The 23,426-nt window shown below is 64.2% G+C and carries 23 protein-coding genes; 9 read left to right on the top strand and 14 right to left on the bottom strand.

Features of this window, described 5'->3' with window-relative positions; translation table 11 throughout:
- Positions 1 to 22 precede the first annotated feature (22 nt).
- The 9 genes from L1087_RS03820 to L1087_RS03780 form a co-directional block, all read right to left on the bottom strand.
- Positions 23 to 844 carry a DUF2249 domain-containing protein gene (locus L1087_RS03820; RefSeq protein ID WP_234557702.1) on the bottom strand — a complete coding sequence of 274 codons (822 nt, stop codon included), beginning with the start codon at positions 842 to 844 and terminating at the stop codon, positions 23 to 25.
- Positions 817 to 1,035, bottom strand: coding sequence for a DUF2249 domain-containing protein (locus tag L1087_RS03815; protein WP_135257883.1), 219 nt, complete (start codon positions 1,033 to 1,035; stop codon positions 817 to 819). The genes L1087_RS03820 and L1087_RS03815 overlap by 28 nt, the downstream gene beginning before the upstream one ends.
- A 184-nt stretch (positions 1,036 to 1,219) precedes the next feature.
- Entirely contained in the window at positions 1,220 to 2,551 is a 1,332-nt protein-coding gene (locus L1087_RS03810; protein WP_234557699.1) for an MFS transporter, read from the bottom strand.
- Positions 2,545 to 3,876, bottom strand: coding sequence for an MFS transporter (locus L1087_RS03805; protein WP_234557698.1), 1,332 nt, complete (start codon positions 3,874 to 3,876; stop codon positions 2,545 to 2,547). Before L1087_RS03805 ends, L1087_RS03810 begins: the two co-directional genes overlap by 7 nt.
- 3 nt (positions 3,877 to 3,879) lie before the next feature.
- Positions 3,880 to 4,557, bottom strand: a complete 678-nt coding sequence (gene narI / locus L1087_RS03800; protein WP_234557697.1) for a respiratory nitrate reductase subunit gamma — start codon at positions 4,555 to 4,557, stop codon at positions 3,880 to 3,882.
- Positions 4,558 to 4,560: 3 nt separating this feature from the next.
- The gene (locus tag L1087_RS03795) at positions 4,561 to 5,073 is read right to left on the bottom strand and encodes a nitrate reductase molybdenum cofactor assembly chaperone (RefSeq protein WP_234555127.1); all 513 of its coding nucleotides are present in this window, start codon (positions 5,071 to 5,073) and stop codon (positions 4,561 to 4,563) included.
- 9 nt (positions 5,074 to 5,082) lie between these two features.
- The gene (gene narH / locus L1087_RS03790; protein ID WP_234557696.1) at positions 5,083 to 6,618 is read right to left on the bottom strand and encodes a nitrate reductase subunit beta; all 1,536 of its coding nucleotides are present in this window, start codon (positions 6,616 to 6,618) and stop codon (positions 5,083 to 5,085) included.
- Positions 6,619 to 6,630: 12 nt separating this feature from the next.
- Positions 6,631 to 10,221 carry a nitrate reductase subunit alpha gene (locus L1087_RS03785; protein ID WP_234557695.1) on the bottom strand — a complete coding sequence of 1,197 codons (3,591 nt, stop codon included), beginning with the start codon at positions 10,219 to 10,221 and terminating at the stop codon, positions 6,631 to 6,633.
- 2 nt (positions 10,222 to 10,223) lie between these two features.
- On the bottom strand, positions 10,224 to 11,018 hold the full coding sequence (locus tag L1087_RS03780; RefSeq protein WP_234557694.1) for a c-type cytochrome: 795 nt from the start codon (positions 11,016 to 11,018) through the stop codon (positions 10,224 to 10,226).
- Positions 11,019 to 11,114: 96 nt separating this feature from the next.
- Between L1087_RS03780 and L1087_RS03775 the strand changes: the two genes are divergently transcribed.
- The 5 genes from L1087_RS03775 (at position 11,115) to L1087_RS03750 (ending at position 16,230) form a co-directional block, all read left to right on the top strand.
- Positions 11,115 to 12,923 carry a GAF domain-containing protein gene (locus L1087_RS03775; protein WP_234557693.1) on the top strand — a complete coding sequence of 603 codons (1,809 nt, stop codon included), beginning with the start codon at positions 11,115 to 11,117 and terminating at the stop codon, positions 12,921 to 12,923.
- Between the two features lie 3 nt (positions 12,924 to 12,926).
- The gene (locus L1087_RS03770) at positions 12,927 to 13,580 is read left to right on the top strand and encodes a Crp/Fnr family transcriptional regulator (protein ID WP_234555122.1); all 654 of its coding nucleotides are present in this window, start codon (positions 12,927 to 12,929) and stop codon (positions 13,578 to 13,580) included.
- Positions 13,581 to 13,668: 88 nt separating this feature from the next.
- Positions 13,669 to 13,932, top strand: coding sequence for a FeoA family protein (locus L1087_RS13160; RefSeq protein ID WP_135343628.1), 264 nt, complete (start codon positions 13,669 to 13,671; stop codon positions 13,930 to 13,932).
- A complete protein-coding gene (feoB, locus tag L1087_RS03755) occupies positions 13,901 to 15,985 on the top strand; it encodes a ferrous iron transport protein B (protein ID WP_267964670.1) in 2,085 nt (694 codons plus the stop codon). Before L1087_RS13160 ends, feoB begins: the two co-directional genes overlap by 32 nt.
- On the top strand, positions 15,985 to 16,230 hold the full coding sequence (locus L1087_RS03750) for a hypothetical protein (RefSeq protein WP_234555120.1): 246 nt from the start codon (positions 15,985 to 15,987) through the stop codon (positions 16,228 to 16,230). The genes feoB and L1087_RS03750 overlap by 1 nt, the downstream gene beginning before the upstream one ends.
- On the opposite strand, the gene L1087_RS03745 is transcribed toward L1087_RS03750, so the two are convergent.
- Positions 16,227 to 16,496: an indolepyruvate ferredoxin oxidoreductase subunit alpha gene (locus L1087_RS03745; protein ID WP_234557692.1), complete on the bottom strand. Its 270-nt coding sequence runs from the start codon at positions 16,494 to 16,496 to the stop codon at positions 16,227 to 16,229. The two genes, L1087_RS03750 and L1087_RS03745, sit on opposite strands and share 4 nt — an antisense overlap.
- A 206-nt stretch (positions 16,497 to 16,702) precedes the next feature.
- On the opposite strand from L1087_RS03745, the gene L1087_RS03740 reads away from it, so the two are divergent.
- The 4 genes from L1087_RS03740 to L1087_RS03725 all read left to right on the top strand — a co-directional run bounded on the left by L1087_RS03740 (position 16,703) and on the right by L1087_RS03725 (position 18,636).
- Positions 16,703 to 17,038 (top strand): hypothetical protein, encoded by a 336-nt coding sequence (locus L1087_RS03740; RefSeq protein WP_234557691.1) that lies wholly within the window; start codon positions 16,703 to 16,705, stop codon positions 17,036 to 17,038.
- Positions 17,029 to 17,484, top strand: coding sequence for a DUF488 domain-containing protein (locus L1087_RS03735; protein ID WP_234557690.1), 456 nt, complete (start codon positions 17,029 to 17,031; stop codon positions 17,482 to 17,484). The genes L1087_RS03740 and L1087_RS03735 overlap by 10 nt, the downstream gene beginning before the upstream one ends.
- Before the next feature lie 72 nt (positions 17,485 to 17,556).
- Positions 17,557 to 18,060 carry a cytochrome P460 family protein gene (locus L1087_RS03730; protein ID WP_234557689.1) on the top strand — a complete coding sequence of 168 codons (504 nt, stop codon included), beginning with the start codon at positions 17,557 to 17,559 and terminating at the stop codon, positions 18,058 to 18,060.
- 9 nt (positions 18,061 to 18,069) lie between these two features.
- Positions 18,070 to 18,636 (top strand): MarR family winged helix-turn-helix transcriptional regulator, encoded by a 567-nt coding sequence (locus tag L1087_RS03725; protein WP_234555112.1) that lies wholly within the window; start codon positions 18,070 to 18,072, stop codon positions 18,634 to 18,636.
- 98 nt (positions 18,637 to 18,734) lie between these two features.
- Here the strand turns inward: L1087_RS03725 and L1087_RS03720 are convergent, their stop codons facing one another.
- From L1087_RS03720 to L1087_RS03705, 4 genes are all read right to left on the bottom strand, one after another.
- A complete protein-coding gene (locus tag L1087_RS03720) occupies positions 18,735 to 19,817 on the bottom strand; it encodes a TIGR04053 family radical SAM/SPASM domain-containing protein (protein ID WP_386083432.1) in 1,083 nt (360 codons plus the stop codon).
- A 143-nt stretch (positions 19,818 to 19,960) separates the two neighbouring features.
- Entirely contained in the window at positions 19,961 to 21,565 is a 1,605-nt protein-coding gene (locus L1087_RS03715) for a nitrite reductase (RefSeq protein WP_234557687.1), read from the bottom strand.
- A 138-nt stretch (positions 21,566 to 21,703) separates the two neighbouring features.
- A complete protein-coding gene (locus tag L1087_RS03710) occupies positions 21,704 to 22,000 on the bottom strand; it encodes a hypothetical protein (protein WP_038041943.1) in 297 nt (98 codons plus the stop codon).
- Positions 21,993 to 23,423 carry a cbb3-type cytochrome c oxidase subunit I gene (locus L1087_RS03705; protein WP_234557685.1) on the bottom strand — a complete coding sequence of 477 codons (1,431 nt, stop codon included), beginning with the start codon at positions 23,421 to 23,423 and terminating at the stop codon, positions 21,993 to 21,995. The genes L1087_RS03710 and L1087_RS03705 overlap by 8 nt, the downstream gene beginning before the upstream one ends.
- Positions 23,424 to 23,426: the final 3 nt, after the last annotated feature.

Below are 23,426 nucleotides of genomic sequence, written 5' to 3'. Positions count from 1 at the left end.
CCCAGGAAAGCGCCCCTAGGGCCTAACCTCCTTTGCGGATCAGGATCTTCACCTGCCCTTGGCCGAGATCCTTCAGCAGGTAGGTGTGCCCCTCTGCCTGAAGGCGGGCCAAGAGGTGCACCGGCCTGCGCACGTGGTGGACCAGAAGCTTCTCCCCGGGCCTTAGGCTGGCCAAAGCCTCCAGGACCCGCATCATGGGCAGGGGGGGCTCGAGGTTCTCCTCAATGTAGACCTCCGCCTGGTAGCTTTCCCAATCCGCCTCACTTAAGGAGGCCGGGCCAGCCGCCACCTCCTGCCCCTCCCCCACCCCCTGGCGGTAAAAGTGAACGCGGTAGTGCCCCTCTCCAAGCCGCTCGCACCAGGCTAAAAAGCCCTGCTTCCCCAGGACCTTGTAAAGGGGGATGGGCTCAAAGAGCACCTCCAAAACCAGCCTCTCCCCAGGTCCCACCTCCCGGGCCGCTGCCATGATGGCCTGGAAGGGCTCCCCTCCCTGCTCCAGAATGGGCCGCACGTCCAAGTGGAAGCCAAGGGGGGCGGATAGCCAGGGAGGAGGTGGGGTGCCAAGAAGGCTTTCCGCTTCCCCCACCGGCACCTCCGGCCTGGCCTCCACCCTCAGGGCCCGGTTGAGGCGGGCCACCAGCTCCTCTGGCTCCAGCCCCCCCATCCTGGCCGCCTGGGCCACGGTGACCAGACTGGGCAGGGTCTTGCGCAACAGGGGGTTTTTTAACTTCTGGAAAGCGGGGCTGGCCTCCGCCAGGACCTGAAGGAGCTGGGGCCAGCGCCGCAAAACCTCGGCCACCTTCATCTCAGGCCGGACTACCTCTTGCCGATCCGCACCCGCCATACCTCCGGTCCCTCCTCGAGGTACGCCCAGTCCACCTGCCCCGGCCTTTCCGCCATGAACTGGTAGTAAAGGGGCTTAGGGTCGTGGTCATTGACCAGGACAAAGCTTTCCCCGGCCTTTAGGCTGTCAAACAAGGCAAAAATCCTGGGGTGCCGTTCCCGTGGGGGTAAGGTGCGCACATCCAGCTCCATGGCCCAAGCTTCCCCCGTCTTCCCCCTATCCGCCATGACCTGGGTCAAGGGAAGACCCGGGCAAGGATGCCTTGCCCGGGAGCTTTCCCTATCCCACCCTCGCTATCGCATGCCTTCCGACCTTCCAGCTTATGGAAAGCCCTCACCAGGGCTCCCACCCTAGCAGAGCCAGGGCGGGGTGACCTCAGCAGGGCTTCTCTGCCCCCTTGCGGGCGTAATAGTACCAGTTCAGGAAAAGGTTCAGGGCGTAGAAGACCATGAGGCCGTAGAAGAAGGCGGTGAAACCTCCGGTGGCCCGCTGGGTGTAGGCGGCCAGGGTGGAAAAGATAAAAGGCCCGTAGGCGGCGATGGCCGCGGTCCAGCCGATGACCCCTCCCGCCTGCCTGGGCGGGAAGATCATGGGCATTTGCTTGAAGGTGCTGGCATTCCCCACCCCGCTGAAGAAAAAGACCAGGAGCATGGCCAGGGCAAAGAAGGGGAACTGCTCCAAAGAGGTGGGCCGGGTGAAGAGGGTAACCAGAAGGGCGGAGAGGAAGATGCCGATGGCGGAAACCTGGGTGACGATGGCCCCGCCGTAGCGGTCCGAGATGGGCCCCGCCAGGATGCGGGCCAAAGAGCCCACCAGCGGCCCCAAGAAGGCGTACTTCAAGGGATCCGGGGCCCCTTCAAACTTCCCGTAGACCTCGCGGATGAGGAGGGGAAAGATGGCGGAGAACCCGGAGAAGGAGCCAAAGGTCATGATGTAAAGGCTAGTCATGATCCAGGTATGCTTGTCGCGGAAGATGTCAAACTGCTCGCGGAAGTTGGCCCGCACCGGGACGCTTCTCAGATACACCCAGGCCAGCAACGACCCCACCAGCACAAAGGGCACCCAGAGGAAGGTGGCGTTTTGCAGCCAGATGGGCTGGGACACCCCGGGCTTGGGGGTGAAGGCTTGGGGCCCCCCCAGGAGGGAGCCGAAGAGGGCAAAGCCGATGACCCAGGGGGTCACGAACTGCACCACCGAGACCCCGAAGTTGCCTATCCCCGCCTGCAAGCCCAAAGCTGTTCCCTGGAGGCGCTTGGGGAAGAAGTAGCTGGTGGAGGGCATGAAGCCGGAGAAGTTCCCCCCGCCGATCCCCGCCAAGAAGGCCAGGAGAAGAAGCACCCAATAAGGGGTTTCCGTACTCTGCACCGCAAAGCCCCAGCCCAAGAGGGGGATGAGAAGAAGCAGGGTGGAAAAGGTCACCAGGTGCCGGGTCCCCAGGATGGGGGGCAGGAAGGTCCAGATGATGCGCAAGGTACCCCCGGCCAGCCCCGGCATGGCGGTAAGCCAGAAAAGTTGCGTGGTGGAAAGCTCAAACCCCACCTTGGGCAGGCGCACCACCAGGGCGCTCACCACGAACCAGGTGATGAAGGCCAGGGTGAGGTTGAAGGTGGTGATCCAAAGGGTGCGCCAGGCCAGGCCAGGATCCCAGCGCTTGGGGTCTTCGGGGTTCCAGTCGGTGATCCAGGTGCCTTTGACTGCCCTTAGCATGGCCGGTCTCCTTTCAGCTCAAAATCGTTTCTCAGGTGCTTGGCCTCCTCCTGTAAAAGCTGCATAACGGTGAAGTGCATCCAGAGGAAGGCGATGGCCGTCAGTACAAAGAGGACGAAGAAGGTCATCTGGGGTAGACCCGTCCAGGCCTGGGCATAGGCGAAGAGGGGCGGCAGGAAAAAGCCCCCCAAGGCCCCCAGCATGCCCACCAACCCCCCCACCGCCCCCACGTCCTTAGGGAAGTAGGTGGGGATGTGTTTATAGACCGCCGCCTTACCCACACCCATCCCCACACCGATCAGGAACACCAAGGCGGTAAAGAGCCAAACGTTCATGGTGAACTGCATGACCTCCTTGGTCCCCTGTTTGGTGTAAAGGACGATGTGCCCCTCGGGCATCATGAGGATGCCGGAAGCCAGAAGGATAATGCCGAAGGTCCAGTACATGACCCTCCGGGCTCCTAGGCGGTCGGAGAAGTAGCCGCCCACGGGGCGCAAAAGGCTCGCAGGGAAGATGAAGAGCGCGGTGAGCAAAGCAGCCTCGTGCAGGGGAAGGCCGAAGACGTCCACGTAGTACTTGGGCAGCCAAGCGCTCAAGGCCACGTAGGCCCCGAAGACCACCACGTAGTAGAGGCTGAAGCGCCAAACCCTTATGTACTTAAGCGGTGTCAGCATCTCCAAGAAGGGCCTTCCCTGTCCCGGGCGCTTGTCCTTCCGGGGCGTGCCGAACCACATGAGGAATCCCATGAGCACGAGGAGCACCGCGTAAAGAAAGGGAATGAAACGCCAGCCTCCGGGGATTAAGCCCCCCAGGTATCCCGCTGCCGGAACACTGGCGATGAGGGCTGGGCCAATGAACTTGGTCACGCTGGCCCCCACGTTTCCCGCCCCAAAGACCCCCAGGGCAAAGCCCTGCTGCTCCTTGGGGAACCAAGCGGAGTTCCAGGCGATGCCTACGCTGAAGGCATTCCCCGCAAACCCCACCAGGAAGGCGTAGAGAAGAAGCTCCTGGTAGCTCCCCGCCCGGGAAACCAGGTAGGCGGGGATGGCGGTAAAGAGGAGCATGAGGGTGAAGACCAGCCGCCCCCCATAGCGGTCGGTGAGGATGCCGGCGAGAAGCCGCCAAAGGGAGCCATTCAGGATGGCCACCGCCGAGAGCCAGGAAAGCTGCACATCCGTAAGGCCAAACTCCTTGCGGACGGGTACCCCCAGCACCCCGAACATCAGCCACACGGCGAACATCAGGGTGAAGCCGAGGGTGGAGAGCCAAAGGACCCGAAGCCGTTCGGGACGCTCTTTCTCCAGTTGAAGGGGGTCGTGGACCATAGCTCACCTCGCCAACTTGCGCACCCAGATGACGATCTGCCAAGGCCTCACCACGTAGCCCAAGGGCACCGTGATGATGTGGACGAGCCGGGAGAAGGGGAATACCGCCAGGAAGACCCAGAAGTTAAAGACGTGAAGCTGGATCCAAAAAGGGAGGTCCGCGATGAGTTCCGGCCTAGGCTGCAGAGTGAGGATGGACCAGAGGTAGGGGGTCATGACCGCGGGGAACCAAAAGCTCCCGTAGCGGTAAAGGAGGGCGGTGAGGACCCCCGTGAGGGCCGAGAGGAAGACCACCACCAGCACCACATAGTCCATGGCGGTGGAAGCCGCCCGCACCCGGGCCACGGAGATCCGCCGGGCCAGGAGCACGTAGGTGCCCACCAGAGCCCAAACCCCAAAGCCGAGCCCGGTGATCTCCAGGAGGTAAAGCCTTAAAGGCACCGCATTCCAAAGGAGAAGCCCCTTGGGAAGGAGGAGGGCCAGGAGGTGGCCCAAAAGCACGATCACCAAGCCCCAGTGCATGGCCACGGAGCCGAAGAAAAGACGCTTTTGCTCCAGAAGCTGGCTGGACTGGGCGGAGACGGAAAAGGGCCGGTAGACCATGCGGTAGGCGGTGACCGCCACCGCCAGGGTGAGGGCGATGTAGGGGAAGACGCCGAAAAGAAGGGTGTTCCAATTCATCCTTCACCTCCTTGCCAGAACTCCCTGCAAGGCTTCCTGGACCCCCTCGAGGACCAGGAGATAGGGGTTCTTGGCGTCTAAGGTCTTCAAGGTCTTGTGCATCTCCTCCAGGGCCTTGGGCAGGATCTCCAGAAGCTCGGGAAGGGGGTTTTCCGAGCGGGCCAAGTAGCGGAGGACGTTGGCCAAGTGGTCGGGAAGCTCGCTCCCCGGGTCCAGGTCCATCTCCCGGAAGGCCCGCACCAAAGCGGCCAGGAGCTCTCCCCGCTGGTAGCTTTCCCCGTAGACGGCAAAGCCCACGTAGGGGGCGGTGGTAGGGGTGAGGTCCAGGGTGCGGGTGTAAAGCTCCTCCCACTCTCCCAGGGAAAGCTCCTCCACCTGGCGCAAAAAGCGCTCCAGCTTCTGCTTGGCGGGGCCCCTAGGGCACTCGATCCAGCGCCGCCAGAGCTCCTCCAAGCGCCCCGGCGTGGGGTAGTCCAGGGCCAGGGCCAGGGTTTCCAGAAGGGTGGCGTTGCCCATGGTCTCCTCCTACTCCCCCCTTAAGGGCGGCTGGATGTAGCCGAAGCCCGCCTCCCCCTTGTGGGCCAGGGGGTCCTTCCAGACCTCCGCCGCCATCTCCCGGTGGTAGGGAGGCAAGACGAAGCGCTCCTCCAGGGTGGGCAGGGTGGTGAGGCGGTAGATGGCCTCGGCCTCCTCCAGGGTGAGGCCGGCGTCCGCCAAAACCTTCAGGGCCTTCTCCGTGGGCCGGCCCTCGAGGCTCTCCTGCCGCTTCAGGATGCGCACCGCCAGCATCTTCTTGAGCACGGGGACGATGAGGGCCTCGTTGCCGGCAGCGAAGAGGTTCGCCAGGTACTTCACGGGCAGGCGGGCCTTCTCTAGGCTCTCGTAGAGCTCAAAGTCCAGGTCGGTCTCCGGCAAGTCCAGGCGCACCAGGCCCCCGTTCCCCTGGCTGGCCCTCAGGGCCTTCTCCACCGTGGAAACCACGGGGGAGAGGGGCGGGACGTAGAACATCATGGCCAGGGTGCGGTACTCGGGATGCAGGGGCAGGGCCAGGCGCCAGACCTTCACGAACTTGTAAATCGGAGAGTTCTGCGCAGCCTTGATCCAGCCATCGTCTATGCCCTCGGCCTTGGCCGCGGCGATCACCTCGGGGTCGAAGGGGTCCAGGATGACCCCCAGCTGGGACTCCACCAGCTCCTCGTCGGGCACCATGGCCGCTTCGGGGATGCGGTCGGCGTCGTAGAGGAGCACTCCCATGTAGCGGATCCGCCCCACGCAGGAGTGGGCGCAGGCGGGGGCCTGGCCCGTCTCCAAGCGGGGGAAGCAGAGGATGCACTTCTCGCTCTTGCCCGTGGCCCAGTTGTAGTAGACCTTCTTGTAGGGGCAAGCGGCCACGCACATGCGCCAGGCCTTGCACTTGTTCTCGTTGACCAGGACCACCCCGTCCTCCGCCCGCTTGTAGATAGCCCCCGAGGGGCAGGCGGCCACACAGGCCGGGTTCAGGCAGTGGTTGCAGATGCGGGGCAGGTACTGGAAGACCACCCCCTCGATCTCGGAAAGCTGGGCCTGTACCTCTGGATCCAGGGCCTGCAGGTTAGGGTCGTTTTGGGCGTAAAGGGGGCTTCCCCCAAGGTCGTCGTCCCAGTTGGGACCGGCCTCAGGGGTCATGGGCTCCCCCGTGATCATGGAGACGGGGATGGCGGTGGGCTGGTCCTCCCCTTCCGGGCTGGTGAAGAGGTCGTTGTAGCGGAAGGTATAGGGCTCGTAGTAGTCGTCCAGGGAGGGCAGGGCGGGGTTGAAGAAGAGGCGGAAAAGCCCCTGGGTGCGGGAGTGCAGGCGCAGGTCCAGATGGCCGTCCTTATACTCCCAGCCCCCCTTGAAGCGCTCCTGGTCCTCCCAGCCCGTGGGGTAGCCGGCACCGGGCCGGGTTTCCACGTTGTTCCACCACATGTACTCCGCACCCTTGCGGTCGGTCCAAAGGTTCTTGCAGGCCACGGAGCAGGTGTGGCAGCCGATGCATTTGTCCAGGTGGAAGAGCATGGACATGTGGGCTCTAACCTTCATGGCGTTCCTCCTTTACCACTCTGGGGGCCGCTCCAGCTTGCGCACGAAGACCCAGGTGTCCCGGTTCACCCCCACCGGCCCCCAGTAGTTGAAGGCGTAGGTGAACTGGGCATAGCCCCCGGACATCAAGACGGGCTTGAGGCGGGCCCGGGTGAGGGAGTTGTTCATGCCCGCCCGCTTGCCCCTAAGGGGGCTCTTGGGGATGCCCACCGTGCGCTCGGTGGCGTGGTACACGAAAACGGTTCCCCTGGGGATGCGGGCGGAAACGATGGCCCTCTGTACAAAGACCCCGTTGTCGTTGAAAAGCTCCACCCAGTCGTTGTCCTTGATGCCCAGCTCCGCCGCATCCTTGTCGTTGAGCCAGACCGGGTAGCCGCCCCGGGAGAGGGTCATCATGCGGTGGTTCTCCGAGTAGGTGGAGTGGATGGACCACTTCCCGTGGGGGGTGATGTAGTTCATGAGCTTGCCGCCTGCCTCCTGGGCGCTCTTCTCCGTTTCTTGAAGCATGTGGACCTCGGGCCTTGGCTTGTAGGTGGGGAGGTGTTCGCCCCAGGCCAGGTAGTTGGGGTGGTCCAGGTAGAAGTGTTGCCTCCCCGTGAGGGTGCGCCAGGGGATGAACCGCTCCACGTTCAGGGTGTAGGGGCTGTAGGCCCGGCCTTGGTTGATGATGGCGCTCCAAGTAGGGGTGGTGAGCTGGCGGCGGGGCTGGGCCACCAGGTCCTTGAAGGAGATGCGCACGTGGCGGCTCCCCTCGGCCAGGTCGGTGAGCTTGACGCCGGTCTTTTTCTCCTCGTCCAGAAAGGCCCGGTAGGCCAGCTCCCCGTTGGAAACGGGGTCCAGGAAAAGGATGGCCTCGGCCACCTGGCGGGCCTCCTCGAGGCTCGGCCGCTTCTCCCCCTGGAAAAGCCGGGGCTGGCGCTCGGCGAGCTCCCGGTAGAAGTCCTCCACCGGGATGGAAAGCCCGTGCATCCCCACCCCGTTCTTCTCCACAGCTGGCCCCAGGGTGACCATCTTCTCGTAGAGCTGGGTGTAGTCCCGCTCCACCACCCGGAACTTGGGCATGGTCTTGCCGGGGATGGGCTCCGCTTCCCCTCTCTTCCAGTCCCGGTCCTCAAGCTGGGCCAGTTCGTCCGGGGTGTCGTGCTGGAGGGGGATCATGACGATGTCCTTGACGGGCTTAGGTAAGTGGACCCTGGCCAGCTCCGACACCTTCTTGGCCACGGCCTTGAAGATCTCCCAGTCTGGCTTGGACTCCCAGGCCGGGGGCACGGCGGCCTGCAGGGGGTTGATGAAGGTGTGGAGGTCCGTGGTGTTGATGTCGTCCTTCTCGTACCAGGTGGCGGCGGGGAGGACGATGTCGGAGTAGAGGGCGCTGGTGTCCATGCGGAAGTTGAGGTCGACCACCAGGTCCAGCTTCCCCTCGGGGGCCGGCTTGCGGTAAACCACCTCCTGCACCTGCCCCTCTGCCCTTTCCTCCGCCACCAGGTTCGTGTGGGTGCCTAGGTAGTGCTTGAGGAAGAACTCGTGCCCCTTGGCGCTGGTGCCGATGGCGTTCCCCCGCCAGATGAACCAGACCCTGGGCCAGTTCTCGGGGGCGTCGGGGTCCTCCACGGCGAAGCGAAGCTCCCCCCGCTTCAAGGCCTCCACCACGTACCCCACGATCTCCGCCTCGGTCTTGGCCCCCTTGGCCTCCGCCTCCTTGACCACCTCGAGGGGGCTTTTGTTGAACTGGGGGAAGAAGGGGAGCCACCCCTTGCGCACCGCCCGCACCTGGTGGTCGATGGTGTGGTCGGAAAGCCCCTGGGCCGTCTTGTCGTAGGCGGAGAAGCCCCGCTCGTAGCGCCACTGGTCGGAGTGGACGTAGTGGAAGCTCGGGGTGTTCTGCTGCCTGGGGGGATAGCCCCAGTCGGTGGCGAAGGCAATGGGACCCCAGGAGGCCTGGTTGGCCAGCTTCTCCTGGCCCACGTAGTGGGCCAGGCCCCCGCCGTTCACCCCCACGCTTCCCGTGAGCATCAAAGCCACGATCCCCGCCCGGTACATGAGGTTGTTGTGGTACCAGTGGTTGATGCCCGCCCCGATGATGATGAGGTTTTTCCCCTTGGTCTTGAGGCCGTTTTCCGCCCAGGAGCGGGCGTACTTAAGGAGGGTATCCCGGTGGATCCCGGTCCACTTCTCTTGCCAAGCGGGGGTGTAAGGCCGTTCGTCCTCGTAATCCCTGGGGTAATCCCCCGGAAGACCCCGCCCCACCCCGAACTGGGCCATGAGGAGGTCAAAGACGGTGGCCACCGCCACCTTTTCCCCCTCCTTGGTCACCACGTACTTGACGGGCACGCCCCGCTTGAGCTTTTGGTCGGAGGCGAAGTCGTCAAACTCCAGGAGAAGGACCTCGTCCTCCACCCCCAAGAGGCTCAGGTGGGGGTTTAAGGGCTCGCCGGTTCTGGGGTCTTCTAGCTTCAGGTTCCACTTACCCTTCTCCTTCTGCCAGCGGAAGCCGAGGGTTCCCCCGGGCATCCTGGGGCCTTTCTCCTCATCCCAGAGGAGGAGCTTGAAGTCCCCGTTTTCCTCCTCGGCGTACTCCGAGAGGCGGTTAGCCCTGAGGTAGCGCCCGGGACGGCCATCCCGGATCTCTATCAAGAGGGGGGCGTCGGTGTACCGCTTCAGGTAGTCCAGGAAGTAGGGCACCTCCCGCTCGGCGTAGTATTCCTTGAGGAGGACGTGGTTCACCGCCATCCAGAAGGCCCCGTCCTGGCCAGGGTTAATGGGAATCCACCAGTCGGCGTACTTGGAAACCTGGGAGAAGTCGGGGCTGAAGACGGTGAGCTTGGCCCCAGCGTGGCGCACCTCGGCGATGAAGTGGGTGTCGGGGGTGCGGGTCATGTTGAGGTTGGAGCCCATGACGGCGATGAAGCGGGCGTTGTACCAGTCGGCGGACTCGTGAACGTCCGTCTGTTCTCCCCAGATCTCGGGAGAAGCGTTGGGCAGGTCGCAGTACCAGTCATAGAAGCTCAAGGGGACCCCGCCCAAAAGGGAGAGGAAGCGGCTTCCAGCGGCGTAGGAGATCTGGCTCATGGCCGGGATGGGGGAGAACCCGATCACCCGGTCCGGCCCGTAGCGCCTCACCGTGGAAACCACCGCGGCGGCGATGAGCTCCAGGACCTCGTCCCAACTCGCCCGCCGGAAGCCTCCCTTACCCCTTGCCTTCTGGTAGCGCTTGCGCTTATGGGGATCGCTCTGGATGGCCTCCCAGGCAGCCACGGGGTCGGGATGCTGCTTTTTGGCCTCCCGCCAGAGGTCCAGAAGGGCCCCCTTGGCGTAGGGGTACTTCACCCGGATGGGGCTATACAGGTACCAGCTGAAGCTGATGCCCCGCTGGCAGCCCCGGGGCTCGTAGGGGGGCAGGCCCGCCTCGAGGCTCGGGTAGTCGGTGGCCTGGAGCTCCCAGGTGACGATCCCATCCTTAACGAAAACCTCCCACGAGCAAGACCCCGTGCAGTTCACCCCGTGGGTGGTGCGCACCCGCTTGTCGTGTTGGAACCGGTTGCGGTAGAACTCCTCCCACTTCCTCTCCGCTGGGCTTTCTATTTCCTTAATCCAATCCTTCATGTTTACCTCCTAAGCTGGTCTTGGATACGCTCCGCCAGGCTCTTGGGCCTCAGCTGCCAGAGGATGGCCTGGTAAAGCAGCAGGAGCCCCAAAAGGACCAACCCCGCCACCAAGAACCGACCCAGGTACAGGGAAGCGGGCCTTGGCACCTCGTTGGCAACCTGCACCAAAAAAGCGGCCAGGGCTGACGCCTCCACCTCGGTCAGGGGCTTGCCCTTGTAGGCTTCCCGCATCACAGGGAAAGCGGGGTTTTGTAATAGGGCCGTAAGCCCTGCCTCGCCCCCTAGGCGCTTGGCGGCATCCGTGAGGTCTTTCCCCATAGACCCCCCGCCCAGGAAGCCCACCCCCGCCACCGTGTGGCAGGCTTGGCAGGGCGCCCCACCGTTTTGCAGGGCTTTTTGCCCCAGGTACAGGGCCCGGCCCAAAGCGGGATCCCCTCGGACCTGGGAAGCGGGCGCCTTGGCCTCGGCTTGCGCACCCGATAAACCCTTTAGGTACTGGGCGATGGCCCGAGCCTCGGCCTCGGACACCTGGGGCATGGGGGGCATGACCCCGCTATAGGTCACCCCGTTTACCTCCAGCAGGCCAGAAAGCCCCTCCCGCACCACCTTCACCACATGGGCCTCGTCCTGCACCTTGGGGTTCCCCGCTAAGGGAGGGATGGCCCCGGGGATGCCCTGCCCCTCTGCGCCGTGGCAGGCCGCGCAGTACTGGCCGTAAAGGGCCTGCCCGTCCTGGGCTAGCGCCAGGGAAAGGGCCAGGAGCAAGGCCAGGGGAAAGAAGCGTTTGCCCTTCATCCTCACCTCCGGTTTCCAGTGTGGGAAGGGGATCTGGCGCCCACTTTTCCTCCTCGGGACATTCGTCCTAAAAGAAGCCCCCTATCCTGGAAGGGGATGAGGCCCTTAGCCCGGCTACGGCTAGACCCCAAGGGGGTGGCCACGGTCCTCGAGGCCGACCCCTCCTTGGGTCTGGAAGGGGACAGCCTCCCTTGTGCCCTACTGGTCCAGGGGCAGGACCCCTTCGGCCGCCCCCTTTGCCCCCGGTGCCCTGTGCAACGGGAGCTCAGGCGGGGAGCCTACCGGGCCAGCACCCCCCTTCTCCTCAAAGGAAGGCGGCTGCGTTGCCAGGGCTACCGAGAAGGGGAAGGTTTTTTGGTGGAGCTTCACCCCGAACGGGCCGAGCCCCCGGATCTCCTCTTGGAGCTCTCCCGCCTTACCCAGCACCTCCTGCAAAGCCCGGAGAACTTCCCCAGGGCCCTGGAGGAGTTCCTCAAGGCCCTGCGGCTGGCCCTGGGCATGGAGGCCGCCGAGCTCTTCCTGATCGACCCCGAGGGGCACCACCTGATCTTGACGGCCTATGAGGGCCTTCATCGGGAGGCTTTCCTGGAAAGGCCCTGGTTCCAGTTGGGGGAAGGGTACCCCGGCCTCGTGGCCCTGAGGCGGGAACCCTTCTTCACCCACGCCCTCCCGGAAGACCCTCGGTATCTGCGGCAAAAGGTCAAGCAGCTGGGCTACCAGACCTACATCTGCTACCCCTTAGAGCTTCCCCAGGGGCTCATCGGGGTCCTGAACCTGGCCTCCCGCAATCCAAACCTGGACCACCAGGAGCCCCTGGAAACCCTCTCCCGCATCAGCCCCCTCTTCGCCAGCACCTTGTATACCCTTCTTACCCGGCTGGGAGAGGTGGGCTTACAGGCCCTCCACCAACATTTCTACCGGGGCGAAGTTTCCGAGGCCCGGTTGTCCTTCCTGCAGGGGATCCGGCGCCTCACCCAGGCTACCGGGGTCCGGGTGGTGGCACGGGAAGGAGAGCGGTGGGAGGTGGGCCTGGTTCCCGCTTGCGCCATGCGGGATTGCCCCGCCTGGAAGGGAAGGGTGATGGGCCACAAAAACGGGCTTCCCGAATGCCCCGAAGCTCAGGGGCGGCCCAGGACCTGCCTGCCCCTTTGGGCCCGGGGAGAAGTGGTGGCCATGGTCACCCTATTCCACGCCCGTCCCCCCAAGCCCGCCACCCGTCCCGCGGCCCCTGCCCTGTGGTTTTCCAGGCTGGCCGTTCCCTTTCTCTTCCCCTCCGCGAGCCAGGAAAAGGCCGATTCCCCGGAGCTGGAAATCTACGCCCTGGGGCAGTTCCGCCTACGGTACCGGGGAAGGGAACTCACCCCGAAGCACTTCGGCCGGAGCGGGGCCTTCCAGCTTTTCAAGTACCTTCTGGCCAACAAGGACCGGGCCCTCTACGCGGACGAGCTTTGTGAGGTCCTGTGCCCCCATCTGCCACCCGAAAAGGCCCGGCAGGAGCTCTACACCTTGGTTTACCACCTGCGCAAAACCCTCCCGGGCATCGTGGAACGGGAAGGGGAATACTACCGCTTGAAACTGCCCCAGGACCGCTTCTTGGACTTTGAGCGTTTTGAGGAGCTGATGCGCAAGGCCGACCTCGAGGAGGGGCTTTCCGCTTTCAAAACGCTTCGGCAGGCCCTGGACCTCTACAAAGGCCCCCTCTTCGGGGACGACCCCTATGGGGAGTGGGCGGAGGTGGAGCGGAACTACCTGCAGGACCGGGCCCTTGCCGGCCTCCTGCGTCTTGGGGAGTTGGCCGAAGCGTTGGGCTACGTGGAGGTGGCCAAGGAAGCCTACGCCCGGGCCCTAAAGCTGGAGCCCTACTTGGAGGACGCGCAAAGGCGCCTGGCCCTCCTCAAGGGGTAAGGGATGGACCTCAGGCAGGTTCCCCTCTTCCGAGACCTGGCCCTCGAGGACCTCAAGGCTTTGGAACACGAGGCCCGGGCCAGGCGGCTAAAGCGGGGGGAGGTGCTCTTCCTCGAGGGGGAGCCTGTGCGCTCCCTCTTCGTGGTGGAAAGGGGCCTCATCAAGGTGTACAAGCTGGACCCTGAGGGACGCAAGCAGGTGGTGCTCCACCTGGAAGGCCCAGGACGGGTCCTGGCCGAGGTGGCCCTCTTCCTGGAGCGGCCGACCTACCCCGCCAGCGCCGAGGCCCTGGAGGACAGCCAGGTCCTGGCCATTCCCAAGGAACGCTTCTTCCAGCTGGTGGAGGCCCGCCCTCCCTTGGCCCGGGCCCTCATCCGCTACCTGGCCCGTCGCCAGGGGCAGCTTCTCCACCTTCTGGACCGCCTGGTCTTCCATGAGGTGCGGGAGCGGCTTTGCGAGTTTCTCCTGGACAAGCTTGCCCAGGAGGGGCAGGGTTTTCACCTGCCCACCAACCCCGAGCTTGCCGCCCTTTTGGGCACCGTGCCCGAGGCGGTTTCCCGCAACCTGGGCCAGCTCTACCGCCAGGGCCTGATCCAGCTAAGGGGGCGGCGGGTGGAGATTCCCAACCCCCAAGCTTTGGTGGAGCTGATCAAGTGAGAGTAGTTATCGCTTTAACTTACAAAATCCGAGCGGAATACTTGACATTATCTCGGTTGCGGTTTAGCCTGGGCCCAGGAGGTTGGTTATGCTTTCCCTAGCCCAGCTTTCCCCTGGCCACCGGGCCCGCATCCTCCAGATCCCCCCGGAAAAGAAGCGGCTTCTCGCCCTGGGGTTAAGACCTGGGGCGGTGGTGGAGATCCTCCTCAAAGCTCCTTTGGGGGACCCCCTCGAGGTTCGGGCCGGGGAAGCCTACCTGCTTGTCCGCCGGGCTGAGGCCAAGGGGATATTGGTGGAAGCCCTGAGCGTTGCAGAACCCCATGAACTGCCCCCGGTGCGACCCACCCGATAACGCCGCCCTGGAGGCCCCCTCCACCCGCACGAAACGCTGGGCCCTGGTGGGTGGGCCCAACACCGGAAAATCCTCCCTCATCAACGCCCTGGCGGGAAGCCAGCTCTCGGTGGGCAACTGGCCGGGGACCACCTTGGAGCGCCTTTCCGCCCGCCTGGACCTGGGGCCGACCCAGGTGGAGCTGGTGGACCTCCCCGGCACCTATAGCCTTCTTGCCACCTCGCCCGAGGAGGCCCTGGTGGCCCGCGAGCTCCTGCAGCACCCCCCGGACCTGGTCCTCAACGTCCTGGACGCGGGCAACCTGGAAAGGAGCCTGGTCCTCACCCTGGAACTCATGGAGCTTGGGTTGCCCATGGTCCTGGTGGTCAACCTCCTGGACGAGGCGGAGGCCAAGGGCTTAAAGATTGACCTCGAGGCCCTGGAGGAAGCCCTGGGGTTGCCCGTGGCCGGCACCGTGGCCAGCCGAGGCCAGGTGGCGGCAGTCTTGCCCAAGGCGAAGGAGGCCCGCATCCCCAGCCCCAAGGTGCGCTATCCCGAGCCCCTGGAGAAGGCAGTAGACCACCTTGCTCCTTGGATTCCCAATCGGGGCCTGGCCCTTTTGGCCCTCATGGGGGAGGAAAACCTCCCCCTATCCCAAGAGGCGCTGGAGGCCGTTCAAAGGGCACGGGAAAGCTTGAAGCGCATGGGCCACGACCCCTACCTCCTGGCCCTGGAGGGGCGCTACCAGAAGGCCCGCGAGGTCTACGAGAGGGCAGTTCACCGTCAGGGGAGCCCTGCCCCCCTGACGGAACGGCTGGACCGCCTGGTCCTCCACCCCCTCTTGGGCCTGCCCCTCTTTCTCTTGGCCCTGTTCCTCACCTTCCGCTTCACCTTTGCCCTGTCCGCCCCCTGGGTGGATTTCATCGGCCGGACGCAGGAGGTTCTGGCGGGGTGGAGCGGGGCCCTTCCTCTTCCCCCTCTCCTGCGCTCCTTCCTGGCGGAAGGGCTGGTGGCCGGGGTGGGGACGGTCCTCGCCTTCACCCCTATCCTTTTCCTCCTCTACCTGGCCCTGGCCTTTTTAGAGCTTTCCGGGTTTCTAGCCCGCATGGCCTTTGTGGCCGACCGGGCCATGCAGTGGGCGGGACTGCCCGGCAAGGCCTTCATCCCTCTGGTCTTGGGGTTCGGCTGTAACGTGCCCGCCATCTACGCCACCCGGGCCCTCTCCCACCCCTTGGACCGCTTGCGGGTGGCCCTGGCCATCCCCTTCCTGGCCTGCGGGGCGAGGCTTCCCGTCTTCACCCTCTTCGCCTTCGTCTTCTTCCCCCAGCAGGCCCCCCTGGTGGTCTTCGGCCTCTACCTCCTGGGCCTCCTGGTGGGTCTTCTCACCGCCTTCCTCCTGGGGCGGGTGCTGCGGGCCGACCGGGGGGAAGGGGCCATGGAGCTCCCCCCCTACCGCTTCCCACCCCTGAGGCTCCTCCTCCGCCTCTCCTCGGCCCGCACGGGGAGCTTCGTGCAAGGGGCTGGGGGACCCATTCTGCTGGCAGTCCTTGCCATCTGGGGTCTTCTACACATCCCGCTCTTGGGGCAAAGCCCCTACGCCCTCCTCGCCCAGGGCCTCACCCCCCTCTTCCGTCCCTTGGGGGTGGAGGACTGGCGGCTGGTGGGGGCCCTCATCCCCGGGTTCGTGGCCAAGGAGGTGGTGGTGGGTACCCTGGGGGTGAGCTTCCTGGGAGGGGAAACCCTAGCCCCCATGGGCCTCTGGGAAGGGCTCCGCAACCTAGGAGAGGGCCTGGTCCAGGCAACCCAAGGCACCCTCCAAGGCCTGACCTCCCTCCTGACAGTGAACCTCTCCTTGACCCCAGAACCCACCCCCCTGCAGGCGGCCCTGAAGGAGGCCGCATCCCCCTCCGGGGCCCTGGCCTACCTGGTCTTCGTCCTCCTCTACACCCCCTGCGTGTCCACCCTAGCCGCCCTCCGGCAGGTGGTGGGCCCGCGCTGGAGTGCTTTGGCCGTGGGCTACCAGCTGAGCGTGGCCTACCTTCTGGCCCTCCTCGCCCACCGGGTGGTGCCGTGATGGAACGTGCCCTCGAGCTCCTCAAGACCCCCAAGACCCCAGCCGAGCTGGCCCGGGCCCTGGGCCTGACCCTGGCGGGAGCAGAACTCCTCCTGGCCCAGTTGGCCCAGCGGGGCTACGTTCGCCCCCTAGGCTGTGGAACCGGCTGCCGGGGTTGCACCTTCCGAGGCCTGTGCCAGGGACCAGGGGAAACCTACTGGGTCCTCCAGCCGGGCCAGACCCTCCCCCGGTCGGCCTCGGGCTAAGCTGGCTCCTCGAGGACGTGGACGTTGGCCAAGGTGTGGGCCCAAACCCGGTTCCTCTCCACGTACACCCGCCAGGGCTCGGGCACGTCCTCCTCAGGGTAGATGGCGTTCACCGGGCAGGCGGGCACACAGGCCCCACAGTCGATGCACTCGTCCGGGTGGATGTAAAGCTGTTCTCCGGCGTCGTAGATGCACTCCACGGGACAGACCTCCTGGCAGGAACGGTCCTTAACGCCGATGCAGGGCTCGCAGATCACGTGGGGCATAGCTACCTCCAAGGCCTAGCCTGCTTCCTTCCCTTTGGCCCGTCCATGACCGGGGTCAAGGGGCTTGGGGCCTTGGAACCCACGCCCCAAGCCTCCTAGGGAACAAACGCACACTTATGGGGGAGCGGGAAAGGCAAGAATAGGACATGGTAGCCTTGAGAAAACCTCTCCCCCCCTATACCCTCCACACCCCAGGAGGGCAAAGGGTGTATTTGCCGGACCTTAAGGGAAAGATTCTGGTTCTCCTACGGGACCCCGGGACGGCCCAGGTCTTGGCCCAGAGGAAAGCCGAGCTCGCTTCCCTCGAGGCTCGGGCCTTCCTCCTCGCCCAAGAAGCCCAGGAGAGCCCCTTGCCCCTCCTCGTGGACCGGGGAGGAAACCTGGTCCGCGCCATTCCGGAAAAGGGCGTGCTGGTGGCCGACCCTTTCCTGGAAGTCTACCACCTGGGGCCGGTGGAAGGCGTGGAGGAGATCCTGGACTGGGTGCGCTTCACGGGAGCCCAGTGCCCTGAGTGCGTCCTTCCGGAGGCCGAATGGCTCTAAAAGTAAAGCGGATCTACGATCCAGCCTCACCAGAGGATGGGGTGCGGGTGTTGGTGGACCGCCTCTGGCCTCGAGGGCTTAGCAAGGAAAAGGCCCAGGTGGACTGGTGGGCCAAGGAACTCGCCCCCTCCGACGAGCTCCGCCGCTTCTTCGCCCACGACCCCGAGAAATACCCGGAGTTCCTCCGCCGCTACCGGAAGGAGCTAAGTGCCCCGTCGTGGCTTGCGCCACGACGGGGGCCCCAAAGAGGCCATGAGCAAGCCGCTTTGGCTTTGGCCGGTGGGGCAACCTTTGCGTGCGGGTACTTAGAGGGCAACCCCGCCTTGGAACGCCTCAGGGCCTTAATCCAAGAGAAGACCGTGGCCCTTCTCTTCGCTGCCAGAGAAGAGCCTTACCACAACGCCAGGGCCCTGCCGGAGATCCTGGGGCAGGAGCAGGAGCCTTGAGCCTAGCCCTTCTGACCCCTTGACAGGGCCAGGGGCTGGGGTTAGTATTTAGGAGTACTAAGGAGGTAGGGTATGCGCCTGAAGCTACCGGCGTTCCTCGGCTTCACGGTCCTAAGCTTTTTGGTCTTAGCCCAGTACCAGTACGGGAGCGGCCAGGCTTCGCCACCCACCTTCCCCTATCCCGAGGGCTACCGGCTCTGGACCCACGTGAAGAGCATGGAGCTCAAACCCGGCCATCCCCTCTACGAGAGCTTCGGCGGCTTGCACCACATCTACGTGAACCAGACCGGGCTGAAGACCTACCTGGAAGGTAAGAAGGATCCCTTCCCCAAGGGCACGGTCATCGTCTTCGACCTCCTCGAGGCCAAGGAGGAAGGAAACGCCCTCCTGGAAGGCCCAAGAAAGCTTATCGGGGTAATGGTCAAGGATCCGGACCGGTATAGGGCCACGGGAGGCTGGGGGTACTACGCCTTTGGCCCCGACAAGAAACCCCTTAGCATCGACCCCACCTCTTGCCACGCCTGCCACCAGGGAGCCGCCAACACCGACTTCGTCTTCAGCGCCTTCCGGCCCTAAGATGGAGAGGTGGGCGCTTCGCAAGGCCAACGTAGAGAGGAAACGCTCCTCGCCCTTTTGGAGCGCCTGGCCCAGGTGGAGCGGGCCCTCCTCACCCGACAGGCCTACCACCTGGGCCTTACGACCCTACAAGCCCAACTTCTCATGCACCTTTCTGAGAGGCCTCAGGGAGTGGTGTCCCTGGCAGAACTCCTCTCCCTGACCCCAGCCACGGTGAGCGAGGCCCTAAGCAGCTTAGAGGGCAAAGGGCTTCTCTTCCGAACCAAGGACCCCAAGGATGGCCGGCGCTGGATTCTACAGCCCACGGAGGATGGGCTCCACCTAATCCAAGCCTTGAAAAGCTATTCTGACCCCCTGCTACAGGCCCTACAGGGCGTACCCAATCGGGAGGGCCTACTCTTAGGACTGATGGAGCTTCTGGCGGAGCTGGTGCGCCAAGGAACGGTGCCCGAGACCGGCCTTTGCCTTACCTGCCGCTATTTGCGGCGAGAAGAGGGTTTTTTCTGCTCCCTCCTCCGCCTGGCCCTAACGCCTTTGGACCTTCGCCTCGCCTGCCCGGACCACACCCCCGCCTAAGTACCCCGTCGTGGCTTGCGCCACGCCGGGGGCCCCAAAGAAGCCGTGAGCAAGCCGCTTTGGCTTTGGCCGGTGGGGCAACCTTTGTGTGCGGGTGCCTAGGCGCCCGCCCTTGGAACCTTGCCCACTTTCTCCAACCAAGCCGGGGGCACATACACGCATCGGGGCTCGCTGGCCAGATAATCCCCGGTTTCCGCCCAGGCCCTGGCCCGGCTCCCCCCACACACATAGCGGTACTCGCAGACCCTGCACTTCCCTTTGAGAAGGTCCTTGTTGCGGAGTTCCAGAAAGAGGGAGCTGTGTCGATAAATCTCCAGAAGAGGCTTCTCCCGGATGTTGCCGGCATAAACCGGCAAGAACCCCGAAGGGGCCACATCCCCGGTGGCGGACACGAAGACAAAGCCGTTCCCATCCGTAACCCCAAGCCGGGAGTGCTCCATGCCATCCTGGAAATACTCCTGGTAGAGGCTCTCTCCTGCCGCCAGGGCCCGGTCCTGGGCCCCCAGTTCCCTCCGCTTCTCTAACACCACCCGGCGAAAGTGGTGGGCTTCGGTGGTCTTTACATGGAAGGGGTAGGAAAGGGAGACCTCGTACAGCCAATGGAGCACCTCCTCGAACTCCCGGGCAGAAAGCTGCCTTAGGAGAGCCCCCCGCCCCACGGGCACCAGGAAGAAAAGGCTCCAAAGGACCACCCCCTTCCCGGCTAGCAGATCGGGCAAAGCCTGGATCTCCGGCCAGTTCTCCCGGGTCACAGTGGTGTTCACCTGGGTAGGAAGCCCCGCCTCCTTGGCCCAGTCCAGGGCCGCCAGGGTCCGGGCAAAGGTGCCCTCCTCTCCCCGAAAGGCGTCGTGGCTCTGGGGGCTAGCCCCGTCCAGGGAAAGGGCCAGCCGGGTCACCCCCGCCTCCTTGAGCTGGAAGACCTTCTCCCGGGTGAGGAGAGGGGTGGCCGCCGGGGTGAGGCCCACCTTAAGGCCCAGCTCCCGGGCCCTTTGGATGAGGAAAAGGAGGTCGGGACGGGCCAAGGGGTCCCCCCCGGTGAGGAGCAAAAGGGGCCTGGGACGGTAAGTGGCCACCTCCTCGATGAGCCTCAAGCCTTCCTCCGTGGAAAGCTCCCCGGGCAGGGGGTGGGGCATGGCGGAAGCCCGGCAGTGACGGCAGGCGAGGAGACAGGCGTTGGTCACCTCCCAGGCCACCAGATAAGGGTACTGGGCAAACTCGGGGCGCTCCATAGGGCCAAGCTAACCGGAAGACCCCCGGCTCGCCATGACCGGGATCAAGGCCAAGCGGGGAGCGCCTGAACGCTCCCCGCCCTCGACCCAGAGGGCTAGTAGATGTCGTAAGCGGTGTTGTACACGTTGAACTTTCCCGTAGGGGTGCGCACCCAGTCCCCAGTGATGCGGGCCTTCTCCTTCAGGGTGAGGGCGTCGTAGACCACGATAAAGGTGGGGGTGTCCTTGGCACCCCAAGCGGAGACCCAGATCTCGGTCCCGCCCTTGTTGAACTCGGGATGCACCATGCGGGCCTTGAGCTCCTGGGCTTTCGGCACCTCCCAGCACTTGGTAACCTCCAGCTTGCGCTTGTCTATGGCGCAGAGGCTAGCCGCCGCCTGGGGGCTTGGGCTCATGGGGAAGTCCACGATGACCCAGGGGCTGTTGGGGTGGGTCTTGATGAAGAGGGTGCCGGCGTAGGGGAGGGAGATCCGCTTGACCACCTTCCAGGCGTACTGGGGATGCCTCTCAGGATCCACCCCCACCACGGTCACCTCGGGGCTGCCGATGTTCCCCGTAGCCCAAACCGGCCCGTAAGTGGGATGCTCCCAGTTGGAACCCCGTCCCGGGTGGGGCCTGACCCCCGCCTCCACCTCAGCGGTGAACTCCCGGGTCTTGGTATCGATGACGATCAGCTTGTTCAAGGCGTTGGCCGCCACGATGAAGTAGCGCTTCAGAGCCCAGCCCCCATCGTGCAGGAAAAGGTCGGTGTCGATCATGGTGATGGGCAGGGGCCGGCCCTTCTTATGCAGATTGGAGTAGTCCACCAGCCAAGTCTGGCCCGACTCCTTGAGGTTTACGATCCACTCGGGGTTAAAGTGGCTGGCCACGATGGCCGCCACCCGGGCTTCCGTCACCAGTTCCCCGGCCCCCTTGGCGTAGGAGATGGTGGAGACCATCTTGAGGGGCTCGAGGGTCAGGCCATCCAGAACCACCATGGTGGGCGGCCAGTAGCACCCCACCACCGCGTACTTGTCCTCGTAGCCCCTAAACTTGCTGGACTCGATGGAACGGGCGTCCACGCAGGGCTTGGACTCGGCCACCACCTGGGGCGGGTTCATCCAAAGATCGATGAGGCTCGCTTTCCCATCCCGGCCGATGGCCATGAAGTAGCGGCCCGTGGCCGAGGAGCGCAGGATGTGGGTGGCGAAACCCGTGGGCACGATGGCGACCAGTTCCTTCTTGTCCCCGTCGATGATGGCCACCTGTCCGGTGTCCCGGAGCACCTGGCCGAAGAAGTTCTGCCAGTTGCGGTTATGGAGCGGTTTGGTGGGCCGCTTTTCCGGAGGAACCTGCACCTTCCAGGTCTTCTTGATCTCCTCAAAGGTGGGGACCGGAGGCGCCGGGGGCTGCTCCAAAAGGAAGCGGGCCACAAGCTCGATATCCTTTTCCTTAAGAATCCCCTGCCGTCCCCAATCGGGCATGCCCCCAGGCAGGCCGCCGAAGATCACCGCCTTCAGGTACTCCACTCCCTTTTCCGCCATCTTCTTGGGGTCAAGGGCGGGTCCCGTGGCCCCTTTGCGCAACACCCCATGGCAGCCAGCGCAGCGGTCAAAGTAGATTTTAGCTGCCTCCTCCTTTTCCACCGGATTTAGGGGTGCCGGAGCCTGGGCCAAGGCCAAAGCCCCTACCAACAGAAAGCCTAATAGGTCTAACCTCATCCTCATGGCTTTCACCTCCAGCAACTAGGATAGAGAACTCCGAGTAGTACAGATGTCCTATGGCCAAAGTCCCTACAAAACTCCGCACTGAAACAAGGAAACCGGACCCCAGATGGGGTCCGGCACGGGAAGGAAAGCCTAATGGGCGTGCTCCTTCTCGTGAAAGGTGGTCACCACCCACCACATCCCTTGGGGAATGAATAGGTAGACCATGGAGCTGAAGGCGATCAGGTACTTCCAGAAGGGGTCCAGGTAGGGTGGCAGGATCATGCCCAAAGCCCCCAGGGCCTGCAAGGCGGCGAAGAGGTAGGAGAAAGCAACAACGGCAGGCCTCCCCAGCATCCGCCCCAGGGCGTAGAACATGGCGTAGAACCCTGCGGCGGAAACCATGAGCATCCCATAGAGCATCAGGTCCCGCACCGCCTCGCTAGTCATGGGCCCCCACCTCCTTGGCCATCCTGGCCTCGCCTCTGCCGATGGTCAGCACATCCCAGAGAAGGACCAGGTAGCTGACCAGGAAGAAGACCCCAAAGACGAAGCGCCAGACCATGCCGTTTTGGAACCAGGGATGCTGCTGGGCGTCTATGTAAGCCTGCCAGGTGCTGCCTCCGATGGCCCGCTCCACCATGGTCTGGGTGAAGCCAGCCACGGTCATGGCCGCAGACATGCCAAAGATGCTCACCACCATCAGCACAAACGCCCACTTCCAGAGCTTAGAGTCAAAACGGGGAAGCTCAGGACGACGCACCTGGTGAAGGGCCATGTAGATCACCGTGAGGATGGCGGTAACGTACGCCCCAAAGAAGGCCAGGTGGCCGTGGGCCGGGGCCAACTGGGTGCCGTGGGAGTACAGGTTGATCTGGGGCAGGGTCTGCATGAACCCCCAGACCCCGGCGCCGATGAAGTTCCCGAAAGCTTGGGCGATGGCCCAGAAAAGGGCGGGCTGGTTCACGGTCTGCATGCGGTGGACTCCAGCGTCGTAGACGGCGTGGACCACCATGGCCACCAGGGGTATGGGCTCGAGGGCGCTGAAGAATCCGCCCAGACCCAACCAGTACTCCGGGGTGCCGATCCAGAAGTAGTGGTGCCCAAGGCCCAGGATCCCGGTGCCGAAGACCAAGGCCACCTCCAGGTAAAGCCAGGTCTCCACGATGCGCCGGGGCGTGCCCAAGAGGTGCATGAGGGCCATGGCCATGATGGAGCCCACCAACACCTCCCAGGTGGCCTCCACCCAAAGGTGCACCACCCACCACCAGAAGTACTGGTCCATGGAGATGTTGGGAGTGTAGTGCATGCCCGCGGTGTAGAGCCCAGCCAAGGCCACCAGGTCAAACATCAACACCGCCACCACCCCGGTGATGCGCTGGGCCTTGAGGGCCGTGGCCACCACGTTGTAGAGGAAGATGGCCATCACCGCCACGATGCCAATATCCGCCCAGCGGGGGGCTTCTATGTACTCCCGGCCCTCGGTGATGAACCACAAGGTAAAGGCGTTGCCCGGCCCGTACTGCACAAGGAGATAGACCAACACCACGATGCCCACCGCAGCGATGAGGGTAAAGAAGGCGAAGCGGGCAAGCCGGATGCCCACCACCTCCCGCCCGAGCTCCAGGGGCAGGAACCAGTACACCCCCCCCATGAAGCCCAAGAGGAGCCACACCACCATGGCGTTGATATGGAGCATCCGGTTGGTCATGAAGTTAAGCTTGCCGTGAAGAAAATTGGGATCCAGGTACTGCCAGGCCGCCAGCAAACCGAAAAGGATCTGGGCCCCAAAAAGGGCCAAGGCTACCCAGAAGTACCAGAGGGCCAGTTTCTGGGACTCGTAGAGCCTTCCTTGCGGTAAAGCCTGGGTCATGGG

Source organism: Thermus tengchongensis (assembly GCF_021462405.1).
GTDB lineage: Bacteria > Deinococcota > Deinococci > Deinococcales > Thermaceae > Thermus > Thermus tengchongensis.
The sequence above is the reverse complement of the archived record's forward strand: the minus strand, read 5'-3'. Positions and strand labels throughout refer to the sequence as shown.